At 61.2% G+C, this 14,006-nt stretch carries 14 protein-coding genes and 1 tRNA gene; 3 read left to right on the top strand and 12 right to left on the bottom strand.

Features of this window, described 5'->3' with window-relative positions; genetic code table 11:
• Positions 1–186: 186 nt before the first annotated feature.
• The 10 genes from J4P02_RS07910 to dapA form a co-directional block, all read right to left on the bottom strand.
• Complete coding sequence (locus J4P02_RS07910) at positions 187–1,545, bottom strand: MFS transporter (RefSeq protein ID WP_426189026.1); 1,359 nt, start codon at positions 1,543–1,545, stop codon at positions 187–189.
• 79 nt (positions 1,546–1,624) lie between these two features.
• Positions 1,625–2,557 (bottom strand): 3-keto-5-aminohexanoate cleavage protein, encoded by a 933-nt coding sequence (locus tag J4P02_RS07905; RefSeq protein WP_426189025.1) that lies wholly within the window; start codon positions 2,555–2,557, stop codon positions 1,625–1,627.
• A gap of 103 nt (positions 2,558–2,660) precedes the next feature.
• Complete coding sequence (locus J4P02_RS07900; protein WP_426189024.1) at positions 2,661–3,449, bottom strand: SDR family oxidoreductase; 789 nt, start codon at positions 3,447–3,449, stop codon at positions 2,661–2,663.
• On the bottom strand, positions 3,446–4,162 hold the full coding sequence (locus J4P02_RS07895; RefSeq protein WP_426189023.1) for a GntR family transcriptional regulator: 717 nt from the start codon (positions 4,160–4,162) through the stop codon (positions 3,446–3,448). The genes J4P02_RS07900 and J4P02_RS07895 overlap by 4 nt, the downstream gene beginning before the upstream one ends.
• 161 nt (positions 4,163–4,323) lie before the next feature.
• On the bottom strand, positions 4,324–4,983 hold the full coding sequence (locus tag J4P02_RS07890) for a hypothetical protein (RefSeq protein WP_426189022.1): 660 nt from the start codon (positions 4,981–4,983) through the stop codon (positions 4,324–4,326).
• A gap of 730 nt (positions 4,984–5,713) precedes the next feature.
• Positions 5,714–5,803, bottom strand: a tRNA-Ser gene (locus tag J4P02_RS07885).
• An 83-nt stretch (positions 5,804–5,886) separates the two neighbouring features.
• Entirely contained in the window at positions 5,887–6,600 is a 714-nt protein-coding gene (purC, locus tag J4P02_RS07880) for a phosphoribosylaminoimidazolesuccinocarboxamide synthase (protein ID WP_426189021.1), read from the bottom strand.
• Between the two features lie 28 nt (positions 6,601–6,628).
• Positions 6,629–7,387, bottom strand: coding sequence for an MBL fold metallo-hydrolase (locus J4P02_RS07875; RefSeq protein WP_426189020.1), 759 nt, complete (start codon positions 7,385–7,387; stop codon positions 6,629–6,631).
• Between the two features lie 4 nt (positions 7,388–7,391).
• On the bottom strand, positions 7,392–8,507 hold the full coding sequence (bamC, locus tag J4P02_RS07870) for an outer membrane protein assembly factor BamC (RefSeq protein ID WP_426189019.1): 1,116 nt from the start codon (positions 8,505–8,507) through the stop codon (positions 7,392–7,394).
• A 17-nt stretch (positions 8,508–8,524) separates the two neighbouring features.
• Positions 8,525–9,403, bottom strand: a complete 879-nt coding sequence (gene dapA, locus J4P02_RS07865; protein ID WP_426189018.1) for a 4-hydroxy-tetrahydrodipicolinate synthase — start codon at positions 9,401–9,403, stop codon at positions 8,525–8,527.
• 325 nt (positions 9,404–9,728) lie between these two features.
• On the opposite strand from dapA, the gene J4P02_RS07860 reads away from it, so the two are divergent.
• Together J4P02_RS07860 and J4P02_RS07855 are read left to right on the top strand one after the other, a co-directional pair.
• Positions 9,729–10,289: a glycine cleavage system protein R gene (locus J4P02_RS07860; protein ID WP_426189017.1), complete on the top strand. Its 561-nt coding sequence runs from the start codon at positions 9,729–9,731 to the stop codon at positions 10,287–10,289.
• Positions 10,290–10,299: 10 nt separating this feature from the next.
• Positions 10,300–10,773, top strand: coding sequence for a peroxiredoxin (locus tag J4P02_RS07855; protein WP_426189016.1), 474 nt, complete (start codon positions 10,300–10,302; stop codon positions 10,771–10,773).
• Positions 10,774–10,812: 39 nt separating this feature from the next.
• On the opposite strand, the gene J4P02_RS07850 is transcribed toward J4P02_RS07855, so the two are convergent.
• Both J4P02_RS07850 and J4P02_RS07845 read right to left on the bottom strand, forming a co-directional pair.
• Complete coding sequence (locus tag J4P02_RS07850) at positions 10,813–11,883, bottom strand: AI-2E family transporter (protein ID WP_426189015.1); 1,071 nt, start codon at positions 11,881–11,883, stop codon at positions 10,813–10,815.
• A 32-nt stretch (positions 11,884–11,915) separates the two neighbouring features.
• Positions 11,916–12,155, bottom strand: coding sequence for a sulfurtransferase TusA family protein (locus J4P02_RS07845; protein ID WP_426189014.1), 240 nt, complete (start codon positions 12,153–12,155; stop codon positions 11,916–11,918).
• Positions 12,156–12,388: 233 nt separating this feature from the next.
• On the opposite strand from J4P02_RS07845, the gene J4P02_RS07840 reads away from it, so the two are divergent.
• Positions 12,389–13,822 (top strand): M48 family metalloprotease, encoded by a 1,434-nt coding sequence (locus J4P02_RS07840; protein ID WP_426189013.1) that lies wholly within the window; start codon positions 12,389–12,391, stop codon positions 13,820–13,822.
• Positions 13,823–14,006 lie beyond the last annotated feature (184 nt).

Below are 14,006 nucleotides of genomic sequence, written 5' to 3'. Positions count from 1 at the left end.
GCAAGTAGTTAAAAAACTTACAACTACAAGTAACTTTATAACCCACTCAACAAGAAACATCTGACTCACAAAAATGCAGGCAACCAAGGCATCGCACACCGCCCCACCCGTCCTGGTTTTGCACAAACAACAACGCCCGGTGCATTGCACCGGGCGTCGAGGTCATGCAGAACCGCGCTCAGTTGCTCAAGGCTGCCGGGAAACCCGCGCAACGCCAGCCTGGGCCGGATTTGGCGATGCACCCTGGCTGATCGGCTCGTGATCCTCCTGGCCCTGACGCAAGCGCAATGCGACCAGGGCAGCCATGACCAGCACCAGCGCAATCACCTTGAGACCGTTAGTGGCATCGCCGGTGTTCAACTCGATCGCGCCCATTACCGAAGGCCCGACAAAGCCGCCCAACAGGCCGCAGCAGTTGACGAAACCCAAACCGCCCGCCAGCGCCGCGCCCCTGAGGCGCGAAGCCGGGTAGAGAAAGATGATCGACTGCACCACGAAAAACATCAGCGCCGCCACGCAGAACCCCAGCAGGCTGAACACCGGCCCGGAAAAGGCTGCAATCAGCAGACCCGCGGCCATCACCAGCAAGCCGCAGACCAGCAAGCGCCGGGAGCGCTGCGGGCTGTTGGCCAGTTGCGGCAGGGCCACGGCGCCCAGAGCGGCGGCGATCCAGGGCAACGAGGTCAGCAGGCCGACACTCATCAGGCTCAGGCTGCCGTATTGGCTGATGATGCTGGGGAGGAAAAAGATCACCGTGTAGATGGTGATCTGATGGCAGAAGTAGACAAAGATCGCCAGCAGGATCTGTGGCGTGAAGCACTGCCGGAACGAATGCCCCCCCTGCCCCGCGCCCTCGTCGGCTTCATCGGCCAGGCGTTGCTCGATGCTCCTGGCTTCTTCGGCCGTCAGCCAAGGCGCGCGGCTCGGCCGGTCCGGCAGGCGCTGCCAGACCACCCAGGCGAAAAACACCGCCGGCAGCCCTTCGAGCAAGAACATCCACTGCCAGCCGTGCCAGCCCAACAGGCCATCCATACTCATCAATGCCGCACCCAGCGGGCCGCCGATGATATTGGCCAGGCACACCCCCAGGAGGAAATAGCCGGTGGCCCGGGCCCGCTGCTGGCGGTCGAACCAGTAGGTCAGGTACAGCATGACCCCGGGGAACAGGCCGGCTTCGGCGATCCCCAGCAGCAGGCGCAATACATAGAAAGAGGTCTCGCCCTGGACAAAAGCCATGGCGGCGGAGATCAGCCCCCAGGTGACCATGATCCGCGCGATCCAGAAGCGCGCGCCGACCCTGTGCATGATCAGGTTGCTCGGCACCTCGCACAGCGCGTAGGTGAGGAAGAACAATCCCGCCCCTAGCCCATAGGCGGCGGCGGAAATGCCCAGGTCGACATCCAGCTGGTGCTTGGCCAGGGCGATATTGGTGCGATCGAGAAAACTCAGGACATAGGCCGCGATCAGCAACGGCATGAGCTTGCGGAACATCAGACGGGTCAGTTGCTGCTGATCCCGGGGCGTTGCGGTGCTTGCGGTGTTCATGGGCATATCCCTTTGTAATTGTTATGCGGGATCGTCAGCGGCCCTTGAACCCGGGCCGCCGACTCTGGGCCTTGCAGAATCAGAAGGCGACCTGGTCGCGCCCCTTGAGCCCCAGCAGCGCTCGGGCTTCGTCTGCGGTCGCCACTCGACCGCCCAGGGCTTCGATCACCGTACGGATGCGCCGCACTTGATCGGCATTGCTAGCCGCCAGCTTGCCGGGGCCGTCCCACAGGGAATCCTCGAGGCCGACCCGGGCATGGCTGCCCATGGCCAGGCCCATGGTTGCCAGGGGGATCTGGTTGCGCCCGGCGCCGAGGATCGACCAGTGATAGGCATCGCCAAACAGCCGGTCGGCGGTGCGGCGCATGTGCGCCAGGTCCTCGGGATGACCGCCGATGCCGCCCCGCAGGCCGAACACCGACTGAATGAACAGCGGCGTCTTGAGCAGGCCGCGTTCCAGGAAATGCGCCGCGGTGTAGAGGTGGCCAATGTCGTAGCACTCGATCTCGAAGCGGGTGCGATTTTCGGCACAGGCGCTGAGGATATGTGCGATATCACGGAAGGTATTGCGGAAGATCCGGTCGTCGCTCTGCTCCAGGTAAGGGCGTTCCCAGTCGTACTTGAACTCGCTGTAGCGGTTGAGCATTTCGTACAGGCCGAAGTTCATCGAGCCCATGTTCAGCGAGGCCAGCTCCGGCTTGAATTCCAGCACCGGTTGCAGGCGCTCCTCCACGCCCATGGTCGGCGCGCCGCCGGTGGTGAGGTTGATCACCACGTCGCAGGCAGCCTTGATCTGCGGCAGAAAACCCCGGAACAGTTCGGGGTCCTGGCTTGGCCGGCCATCTTCCGGGTCTCGGGCATGCAGGTGGACAATGGCCGCCCCGGCCTCGGCGGCGGCGATGGCCTCGGCGGCAATATCCCTCGCAGTGACCGGCAAATGGGGCGACATCGATGGGGTGTGGATCGCCCCGGTAACGGCGCAGGTAATGATGACGGGTGTTTTTCCAGGCATGACGGTACTCCGACTTTTATTCTTGATGAAAAAAATCCCAGGGTGTCGCTGATGCAGTTCACCGCTGACCAGCGTCAGCGACGTGCCTCGCAGGCGTGGCCGGCTAGAGGTATTCGACGTTGCCGTCGATGCTGATGGCCTGGCCGGTCACGTTGTGTGCCGCCGGCGAACAGAGGAACAGCGCCATGGCCGCCACGTCTTCGGCGCTGACCATGCGTTTGAGGGAGATCTTGTCCAGGTATTCCTGGCGCATCTGGCTGACCGCCACGCCGGCCTGTGCTGCCCGGGCCTGAATCACCCCGTCCATGCGCGGCCCTTCGACTATCCCCGGCAACAGGGCATTGACCCGGATATCGTCGGCCCCCAGCTCCGCCGCCAGGGACTTCATCAGCCCGACAATCGCCCACTTGCTGGCCGCATAGGGGGTGCGCCAGGCATAGCCCAGGCGCCCGGCCACCGAGGCGATATGCAGCAGGTGAGCGTGGCGCGAAGCCTTGAGCAGGGGCACTGCATGGTGGGCGAAACGGTATTGCGCGGTCAGGTTGATATCGAGGGTGCGCTGCCAGTCGGCATCGCTGATGGCGTCGATGCCCGCCGTCGGCCCGGCGATGCCGGCGTTGTTGACCAGCACATCGAGACCGCCGAACTGCTCAACCTGCAGCTTGAACAAGGCCTCGATCTGCGCCGGATCGGCGACATCGGTGCGGGTGGCCAGGGCCTGGGGGTAGCGATCGCGAAAAGCCGCCAGGGCGGCTTCGCTGACATCGCATACATGCACCTGGGCACCGGCTTCAAGGTAGGCCGCGGCCAGCACTTCACCGATACCCGCGGCGCCACCGGAAATCATTACCCGCAACCCCGGATAAGGCTGCAAACGCTGGAGGATGCTCATGCCCGGCCTCCTTTGCTCTTCACCGCGCCACCGCTCTTGGCCAGCAAGCGGCCCAAAGAATCCGCCGCCTGCATGATGTCGTCGGTGACCGCCGCGCGGGCGGCCGGGGCATCGCCGGCAGCCAGGGCAGCGACTATGCGGTCGTGGGCCTCCATGGAACGTTGCAGGTGGGCCTTGTCCGGCGCCACCAGGGCGAAACAGGGGCCCATGTGCAGCCAGAAATTCTCCACCGCGGCCATGGTCAGCTCCGCCTGGGCCACGCTGTAGATGCGCCGGTGGAAGGCAAAGTTGGTCCACAGGTAGCGCGAAACATCCACCTCATCGGCGGCCTTCTGCATCTGCCGGCAGAGCGCGGTGATTTCCTGCATATCGACCTTCTGCAGGCGTTGCACGGCCTTTTCCGCCAGCAGCCCTTCCAGGGCCACCCGTGCATCACGGATCTCCCGCAGGCGCTCCACCGTCATCATGCGTACCCGCAGGCGTGAGGTTTCGGTGACTTCGAAGGCGTTTTCCGCACTCAGCCGCTGCAAGGCTTCGCGCACCGGCATCGGGCTGGAGCCCAGGGCTTCGGCCAGGCCGCGGATGGTCAACTTCTGGCCGGGCTGGAAACGCCCGCTCATCAGGGCTTCGCGAATCTGCCGATACACCTGTTCTTGCAAGGTATCGCGAGAAACCTGACGCAAGGTGGGAAGAGGAATGGGACCTTCGGACATGGGATGGACCTCTGTTGTGGTTCTTGTGCTCGACAATATGTGATCACAAATCAAATATGTCAAACACTCATTGACCAGCACCACAACCAGCCCTTGCAACGGCCGAAAGCCTGAAACAAAAAAGCCCCGCTGATACGGGGCTTTGTTTTTCATGGACTGCCTTAGAAAGATTCGACAGGCTTCTTGGCTGCTGCCGTAACCTTTTGGGCTTCAAGTTTTGGAAAACTAAAGCGAATCACCATTCCCGACTCAGCCCCTTCACCAGCCAGCACAACCTCAGCGGCTCGAATGTTCTCAGGAGAGCCATCCAGAAGGCTGGTGAGGCTTGTGTATTTTTTGTTTCTATCAACACCCTCAAGGAATGTGTAAACCAAATTGCCGCCATTCAGAGCAGCAGATTCATAGTTAGAAACCTTAGAAGCGAACTCCTCACGACTCGAGGCTTTGGATGCCAACTGGACCATATCCAGTTGAGACTTACCGTCCGCAAGCGCCGACAAGCTGAAAGTCTTGCCGATAGAACCCATGGTTGTAGCGTAAAGACTTTGATCATATGAAGTAAGCAACGACACCATGATCAACTTTGAGTTAGAAAAAATCAGCGCTGCGGTGAATTTATGGCCCAGAAAATCAACATCATCCAAACACAATGCCTTTCCACCAATATCTTCAGAGCAGTCGTAGTAACCCTTTGATTTTTTATATGCGGAAATAGGAGATTCATAGGCATATGACTTGAAGAGGTTCTCGCTTGCAGAAGCACTGACTGCACCTCCAAGTAAGCCCATGCCGACCAGCAATCCTAAAATTTTCTTGTTCATTAGCCACATCCCTAGCAATGTCAAAATAGGTGGCCGGATGCTATCAAACTGTTTCCTTTAATCCCACAGTTGAAATACGGCCCTGGCCGGCGCCTCGACAATACGATCAATACCCTGCTCGGAAATGGCTGGGAGCGCGATGCCTTGATGCGTGATGCTTGTCGCCACATTGTTCAACCGCTCGCTGCGTCATGCTTCGGGTTAATCGTTTCTGCACCGCCCAAAGATAAGCCTTTGTATCACCCTGACTAGCCGAATGTCCCGAGACCAAAGCTCAGAAGTCAGGCTGTTCTGGGGCACCAAAAGCAAGACAAGTATCGCGTAAAAAATGCTTGGGTTTAGAAATGAGTCTCGATCCCAAGGATTGTTCAGGTAGATGGCATCACTTGCACTACCCAGACACCGGGGAGTAATCCAATCCATTCTCGCGCTTAAACAATATGTAGCCTGACCAATTCATTTTGAGGTCTCTGGCACTGCCGTACTGAACTGCCACCCAGCGCGCGCGATAACTGCAGCCGGACACTTGAGCAGAACGACTACACCCTTAGCGGCACTCACTGGCGTTGCTAGAAGACTGACTGAAGCGCCAGAACGCACTAACGTGACGCAGAGACTGAAGTACAAAGCCGTCAGCATCTACGCCCTGAAGACGCCCTAAACAAAACTTCGGAAACGAAAAAGCCCCCGTAACCGTTAACGATTACAGGGGCTTAGTCTTGTTCAATAATGGCGGAGAGATAGGGATTCGAACCCTAGGTACCGGTGAAGGTACAACGGATTTCGAATCCGTCCCATTCGGCCACTCTGGCATCTCTCCAACGGCGCGCATCATAACAGCACCTTTGCCGGATGCGAAGCCCCCGAGCAAAATTTTTCCGTGCTATCAGATGCTTGCGTCGATTACAGCGGTACGCCGAGGCGCTGGGCCACTTCTTCGTAGGCTTCGATCACATCACCGAGGCCTTGGCGGAAGCGGTCCTTGTCCATCTTCTTCTTGGTGTCCTTGTCCCACAGGCGGCAGCCGTCCGGGCTGAATTCGTCGCCCAGGACGATGGAGCCGTCGCTGAACACACCGAACTCCAGCTTGAAGTCCACCAGCAGCAGGCCGGCGTCGTCGAAAAGCTTGCTCAGGACGTCATTGACCTTGAGCGACAGCTCCTTCATGCGCGCCAGTTGCTCGGTGGTGCCCCAGCCGAACGCCACTACGTGGGATTCGTTGATGAACGGGTCGCCCTTGGCGTCGTCCTTGAGGAACAGCTCGAAGGTGTAGGGGTTGAGCTTCATGCCCTCTTCCACACCCAGGCGCTTGACCAGGCTGCCGGCGGCGTAGTTGCGCACTACGCACTCCACCGGAATCATGTCGAGCTTCTTCACCAGGCACTCGTTGTCGCCCAGCAGCTTGTCGAACTGGGTCGGCACGCCGGCAGCTTCGAGTTTCTGCATGATGAAGGCGTTGAACTTGTTGTTCACCATCCCCTTGCGGTCCAGCTGCTCGATGCGCTTGCCGTCGAACGCCGAAGTGTCGTTGCGAAACAGCAGGATCAAGCGGTCGGCGTCATCGGTCTTGTAAACCGACTTGGCTTTGCCGCGGTAGAGTTCTTCACGTTTTTCCATGATGGGCTCCGCTTGCTAAGTAGATGGGCTAGGCGATGTGGCGCCAGTCGAGCCCTGAATCTTGATCGGCCAGTTGCAGCCAGTCCGGGTCGCACCCGAGGGTGTCGACAAAACATTGCCGGGCCAGCTGCGGCAGGTTGTTCTTGCTGCTCAGATGGGCCAGGACCAGGTGTTGCAGGCCCTGCCATCCCAATTCGGCCACCAGGCTTGCGGCCTGGTGGTTGTTCAAATGTCCTCGATCGCCGCCGACCCGCTGCTTGAGAAAGTACGGGTAATGACCCCGGGCCAGCAGGTCCCGGCAATGATTGGCCTCGATCATCAAGGCATCCAGGCCACGGTAGGCCTCCAGCACGCCAGGGCAGTAGGAGCCCAGATCGGTCAGCAGGCCAAAGCGCCTCTGGCCGTCACTGAAGACGAACTGTGTAGGCTCCAGTGCATCGTGGGCAACACCCGTTACCTCGACGCCCAAGGCACCTATCTGCAACCTTTGGCCTGCCTGCAGCAAACCCGCGGCCTCCACCGGCTTGCGCATCCCGCGCAAGGTTCCCTGGCTGAGGTAGACCGGTAGATTGTAGCGCCGAGACAGCAAACCCACGCCATGCACATGGTCGGCATGTTCGTGGGTTACCAGGATGGCGCTCAACTGCGCGGGATGGATTCCCAGGCGCAGCAGGCGCCGCTCGGTTTCCCGCAGGGAGAAACCACAATCGACCAAGACACAGGTGTCGGCGCTGGCGATCAGCGTGCCATTCCCTTGGCTACCACTGCCGAGAACGGCAAAACGCATTCGATCAGCCCAGGTTGTCCTGAATCACGCCCAGCACTTTGCGCGCCACTTCAGCCGGCGCCACGGTGTTGATGTTCTTCTCGACGGTCACCTGGACGTTGTCGCCCACCTTGCTCAGGCGAACCTGATAGCGTTCGGCACGGGCTTCGATCTCTTCCTTGGCCGGCTTGCTGCCGAACAACTTGCCGAAGAAGCCCGGCTCGTCGTTCTTCTTCTCGGCTTTTTCCGCCAGGTTGATGTAGTACAGGCCCAGGCTGCGGTTGATGTCCTCAACCCGCCATTCGCCCTGTTCCAGGGCACGGCCAACGCTGGACCAGGCACGATCGAGGTCGGCGCCCAGGTTCAGCACCGGGTTGCCGCTGCCGTCTTCGCTGAGGCTGACCCGGCTCGGGGTGTCGTAGTCACGCGCGGCCAGCAGGGAAACCGAACCGCCCTTCTCGGAGGTGCGCCCCATGCTTGCCAGCAGGTCGTCCACCAGTGCTGCATCCAGGCCGGTGTTGACCGAACGGTTGGTGAACGCCACATCGGCCGTGCTGCCGGCAGGACGCTCGGCGCTGACCACATAGACTTCACTGGTATTACGCTGCACGCCCGGCTCGATACGCACCCGCACGCGGGTTTCGCTGTCGGCGGCGACGCCGGCGCTGCTCAGGCGCTTGGCCACGGCAGCGGAAAGCTCGTCGGCACGCTGCCAGGTGGTGGTGAACTCACCGGTTTGCGGACGCTGCTGATCCAGGCGGAAACCGTTGTCCTGGAAGAACTGCACCGCCACTGGCCAGACTTCGGCCGGTGGATGCTGGGCCATGACCCAACGGGAATCACCGCTCTTCTGCAGGCTGTAGTCGCTGGCATCGGCGATCGACGACAGTGCCAGTGGACGAGGCACTTCGTATTCGCCCTTGACGTTGTCATCGGCCACGTTGCGCGGGATCGGCAGCAGTGGGTCCAGACGCTTGGAGGTCTGCACATCCGGTGGCAACTGCATGGGTGCGGTTCGTTGCGCTTGCAGGTAATCGCTACCGCGGTCACGGAAGTAGCCTTCCGGGCCCCAGATCCAACCGCAGCCACTGGTGCTGGAGATAATCAAGGCTAGTGCGGAAAGTCCGGCCATTCGCTTCATGCGTTGTACTTCCTCAATTAAACCAGGACGCCGGACTGGCGCATGGCCTGCCGCAGCGGTTCGTGACAGGCGGCACTGAGCCAGGTGAGCGGCAGACGGATACCGTCCGGCATCAAGCCCATTTCGTGCAGGGCCCATTTCACGGGAATAGGGTTGGATTCGATGAACAGGGTCTTGTTCAGCGGCATCAGGGTCTCGTGGATCGCCCGGGCCTTGGCGGCATCACCGGCCATGGCGGCGGCGCACATCTGGCTCATGGCCCGTGGCGCGACGTTGGCGGTTACCGAGATATTGCCCTTGCCGCCCAGCAGGATCAGTTCGACGGCGGTGGCGTCGTCGCCGGAGTACACCAGGAAATCGCTCGGCACGCCGGCCAGGATGTCCTTGGCCCGCTGCAGGTCGCCGGTGGCTTCCTTGATGCCGATGATGTTCTTCACGCTGGACAGACGGATCACGGTCGCGGCCTGCATGTCGCAAGCGGTGCGGCCCGGCACGTTGTAGAGGATCTGCGGAATGTCCACGGCTTCGGCGATGGTGCGGAAGTGCTGGTACAGGCCTTCCTGGGTCGGCTTGTTGTAGTACGGGGTAACCAGCAGGCAGGCATCGGCGCCGGCGACCTTGGCATTGGTGGTCAGCTCGATCGCTTCACGCGTGGAGTTGGCGCCGGTGCCGGCAATCACCGGAATGCGCCCTGCCACCTGGTCCACCACGCGGCGGATCACTTCGATGTGCTCGTCGACATCTAAAGTGGCCGATTCACCTGTGGTGCCGACCGCCACGATGGCGTTGGTGCCCTCTTGCAGGTGGAAGTCCACCAGTTTGCTCAGGCTGTCCCAGTCGAGATTCCCCTGTGCATCCATGGGTGTGACCAGTGCCACCATACTGCCCGCAATCATGCAACCGCTCCTGCCGGAAAAAGAGAGCGGTAATGGTACTGGCGCCAAGTTCCTTGCACAAGCGAAGTCCCGCGCCGTGAGCATTCCCCTGAGCGATGGTTTTCGCTACCCTTCAGGCTTTGATCGACACTGATAAGCATGTAGACCGGGTTATCGCCTGCCTGCCGGATCCCAAAAGCCCCATTCCTGCGTTGCCAGCCTGTGTTCCGGGAGTTTCGGGGCCCGCTGCCGGCTTGCGCTTCAGGGCTCTGGGAATCCGCCTGCGGCGTGCCTCCCGGCACTGGTTTGTCAAAGTATCGACCGCTCATCGCTTTAGGAATGCTGCATGTCCACCCCCACAGTTCGCGAACAATTCCTTGTCATCAGTGCCCTTGGCGCCAACCCCATGGAGCTGACCAACGTGCTGTGCCGCGCCAGCCACGAAAACCGCTGCGCAGTGGTGACCTCGCGTCTGACCCGGCATGGCGAGTGCAGTGCCCTGGTGCTGGAGGTTTCCGGTAGCTGGGACGCCCTGGCCCGCTTGGAAAGCGGCCTGCCGTTCCTAGCCAAGAAGCACGCCTTCACGGTCAACGTGGTGCGCAGCGCCGCCCTGGAAAGCCGCCCTCAGGCCCTGCCTTATGTTGCCTATGTCAGCGCTGCGTACCGCTCGGACATCGTCAACGAGCTGTGCCAGTTCTTTATCGACCACCAGGTCGAGCTGGAGAACCTGACCTGCGACACCTACCAGGCGCCACAAACCGGCGGCACCATGCTCAACGCCACCTTTACCGTGACCCTGCCCGCCGGCACCCAGATCAGTTGGCTGCGCGATCAGTTCCTGGACTTTGCCGATGCCATGAACCTCGACGCCCTGATCGAACCCTGGCGCCCACAGAACCCCATGTAAGGAGGCTCCCATGGCCGTTGCCATCGACCAACCCGTCACCGACTTCCAGGCCCCTGCCACCAGCGGCCAGGCTGTCAGCCTGTCCGGCCTCAAGGGCAAGCAAGTGGTGATCTACTTCTATCCCAAGGACAGCACCCCGGGCTGCACCACCGAGGGCCAGGGCTTTCGCGACCAGTACGCCGCCTTCCAGGCCGCCAATACCGAAATCTTTGGTGTGTCCCGCGACAGCCTGAAGTCTCACGAGAACTTCAAGTGCAAGCAGGAGTTCCCCTTCGAGCTGATCAGCGACAAGGACGAGGCCGTGTGCCAGCTGTTCGACGTGATCAAGCTGAAGAAGCTCTACGGCAAGGAATACCTGGGCGTGGACCGCAGCACCTTCCTGATCGACAAGAATGGCGTGCTGCGCCAGGAATGGCGCGGGGTGAAGGTTCCAGGCCACGTCGATGCCGTACTGGCCGCAGCCCAGGCCCTGCATCAGGCCTGAACGCAAACGGGGCGACTGAATCAGTCGCCCCGTTTGTCTCTAGAGTAGCGGCGCCACCATCGGGTCCCGCCGTGGCCAGGCATCCAGCACCGCCTTGAACAGGGTGGCCAGGGGAATCGCGAAGAAAATCCCCCAGAATCCCCACAACCCGCCGAACAGCAGCACCGCACAGATGATCGCCACCGGATGCAGGTTCACCGCGCCGGAGAACAGCAATGGCACCAGTACGTTGCCATCCAGGGTCTGGATGATCCCGTAGACCGCCATCAGGTAGATGAACTGGTCGCTCCACCCCCACTGGAACAGTGCGATCAAGGCCACCGGCACCGTCACCACCACGGCGCCAACATAGGGCACCACCACCGAAATCCCCACCAACAGCGCCAGCAGCGCCGCGTAGTTCAGGCCCAGGGCCACGAAGGCGATGTAGGTGACACCACCACAGATAACGATCTCGATCACCTTGCCGCGAATGTAGTTGGCGATCTGCCGGTTCATTTCGTGGGCCACCCGGGTGATCAGGGTGCGCTCCCGAGGCAGATAGCCAATGACCCAGCGGCTGATCATCGCCCGGTCCTTGAGGAAGAAGAACACCAGGATCGGCACCAGCACCAGGTAGATCATGATGTTCACCAGCAACGGCAGGCTGGACAAGGAAAAGGTCAGCGCCCACTGCCCGAACTTGCCGATTTCGCCCCGAGCCACTTCGATGGCCTGCAGCACTTGCTCATCAGACACCAGGTGCGGGTAGCGCTCGGGCAACAGCAACAGCAGCGACTGCCACTTGGCGAGCATGCCCGGCAGCTCGTTGAACAGGGTGATCAACTGGTGCCAGAGCAACGGCACCACCACCAGGATGAACACCAGCAGCAACCCCATGAACAGGGCGAACACCAGCCCCACCGCCGCACCGCCGGGCAGCCGCAGGCGCTCCAGGGTCACCACCAGCCCTTGCATCAGGTAGGCCAGCACCATGCCCGCCAGCACCGGGGCAAGCATGCCGCCCAGGGTCAGGACCGCGGTGAAGGCCAGAAACAGCAGGACCGCCAGCACCACCGCTTCTTCATCCGAGAAGTAGCGCTGTATCCAGTCGCGTAGCACTTTGAACATCGATGATCCTTAAGATGAAGCGGTGAGGTGGTTCAGGCCTTTTGCAGCCAGTAGCGGTAAACCCCGGCTTCGTCTTCCTCGCGCAGCAGGGTATGACCGGCCAGGCGGGCGAAAGTGCGGAAGTCGCGCTGGGAACCGGCATCGGTGGCAATGACCTTGAGCACCGCGCCACTGGCCAGGCGATTGAGTTCCATCTTGGCCTTGAGCAGCGGCAGCGGGCAGTTCAGGCCGCTGGCGTCGAGTTCGGCATCATGGGCGACAACATCGGTCATTGGCGTACTCCGGTCGTGAATTCAAGGCGTCTAGAATACCCCGCAAGGCCCAAGCCGCCGACAATAAACACGCCTGGCACCAGAGCGCTTTTGCGCAACAACCAAGGCTTGATGAGGTAGACGCCGGAATTTGCCTGAAAGCACTTTTTATCCCTGGAGTTTTCACCGCCTTTGTCTGGTTCCCGGACCAACGGCCAGCTACAGTAGAGCCTTTGTCGATTAAGGCTTTGTGCATGAATCTACTGCGCCCTACCCTGCTGACGCTCGCTTGCCTGCTCGCCTCACCGGGCTTCGCCGACGACCTGCCGTCACTCGGTGATGCCAGTTCAGCCATCGTCTCCCCACAACAGGAATACCAGCTGGGCCGTGCCTGGCTGGCGCTGCTGCGCAGCCAGGTCTCGCAACTCAATGACCCGCAGCTCAAGGACTACGTCGAAACCAGCGTCTACAAGCTGGTGGAAACCAGCCAGGTCAACGACCGGCGCCTGGAATTCATCCTGATCAACAGCCCGCAACTCAACGCCTTTGCCGCCCCGGGCGGGATTGTCGGGGTCAACGGTGGCCTGTTCCTCAATGCCCAGACCGAGGGTGAATACGCCTCGGTACTGGCTCACGAGCTGGCGCACCTTTCCCAGCGCCACTTCGCCCGTGGTGTCGAAGCCCAGCAGCGCATGCAGGTGCCGATGATGGCTGCATTGCTGGCGGGTATCGTGATTGCCGCCGCCGGCGCCGGAGACGCGGGGATCGCCACCATCGCCGGCACCCAGGCCGCGGCGATCCAGGAACAGCGGCGCTTCTCCCGGCAGAACGAGCAGGAAGCCGACCGTATCGGCATCCTCAATCTGGAAAAGGCCGGCTACGACCCGCGCTCGATGCCCACCATGTTCGAACGCCTGATGCGCCAGTACCGTTTCGATGCCAAGCCGCCGGAATTCCTCCTGACCCACCCGGTCACCGAATCGCGGATCGCCGACACCCGCAACCGCGCGGAGCAGGCCAAGCTCGGCGGTACCGAGGATAGCCTGCGCTACCAACTGATCCGCGCCCGGGTGCAGTTGAACTACGAAGAGTCACCGGGCCTGGCGGCCAAGCGTTTTCGCGCCCAGCTCGACGAGAACCCGAAGAACGACATCGCCCGCTATGGCCTGGCCATCGCCCAGATCAAGGGCAGCCAGTGGAACGAGGCGCGGGAAAATCTCAAGCCGTTGCTGGCCAAGTCGCCCAACGACGTCACCTACAACCTGGCCCAGATCGAACTGGACATGGCCAACAGCCGCCTGCCGGACGCCCAGAGCCGGGTCGAGAGGATGCTCAACCTGTACCCGGGCAACTACCCCCTGAACCAGATCCGGGTCGACCTGCTGCTCAAGCAGAATCGCCCGGCGGATGCAGAAAAGGCCCTGGAGAGCCTGCTCAAGAGCCGTCCAGACGATCCCGATGTCTGGTACCTGGTGGCGGAGACCCGCGGTTTGTCGGGCAATATCATCGGCCTGCACCAGGCCCGCGCCGAGTACTTCGCCCTGGTGGGCGACTACCGCCAGGCCATCCAGCAACTGGACTTCGCCAAGCGCCGGGCCGGCAGCAACTTCCCGCTATCGTCACGGATCGACGCTCGCCAGCGCGAGATGATGGACCAGGAGCAGATGGTCAAGGACATGATGCGCTGACCTTGGCCCCGCCCATAAAAAAGCCCGCCTCATGGAGGCGGGCTTTTTATTGCGCGTTGTCCCGTCCTGAATAAGGTTTACACCTCCCATCCCGAATTTCCGGAGAGTCAGATGGAACAAGGTGTAAAGCGCACACAACGAGATTACTCACTGTCCTTTAAATTGGCGGTGGTTGATCAGATTG

The sequence above is a fragment of the Pseudomonas sp. NFXW11 genome (assembly GCF_049887815.1).
Classification (GTDB): Bacteria; Pseudomonadota; Gammaproteobacteria; order Pseudomonadales; family Pseudomonadaceae; genus Aquipseudomonas.
Note: the sequence above shows the minus strand (reverse complement) of the source record. Positions and strands in the feature narration are given on the sequence as shown.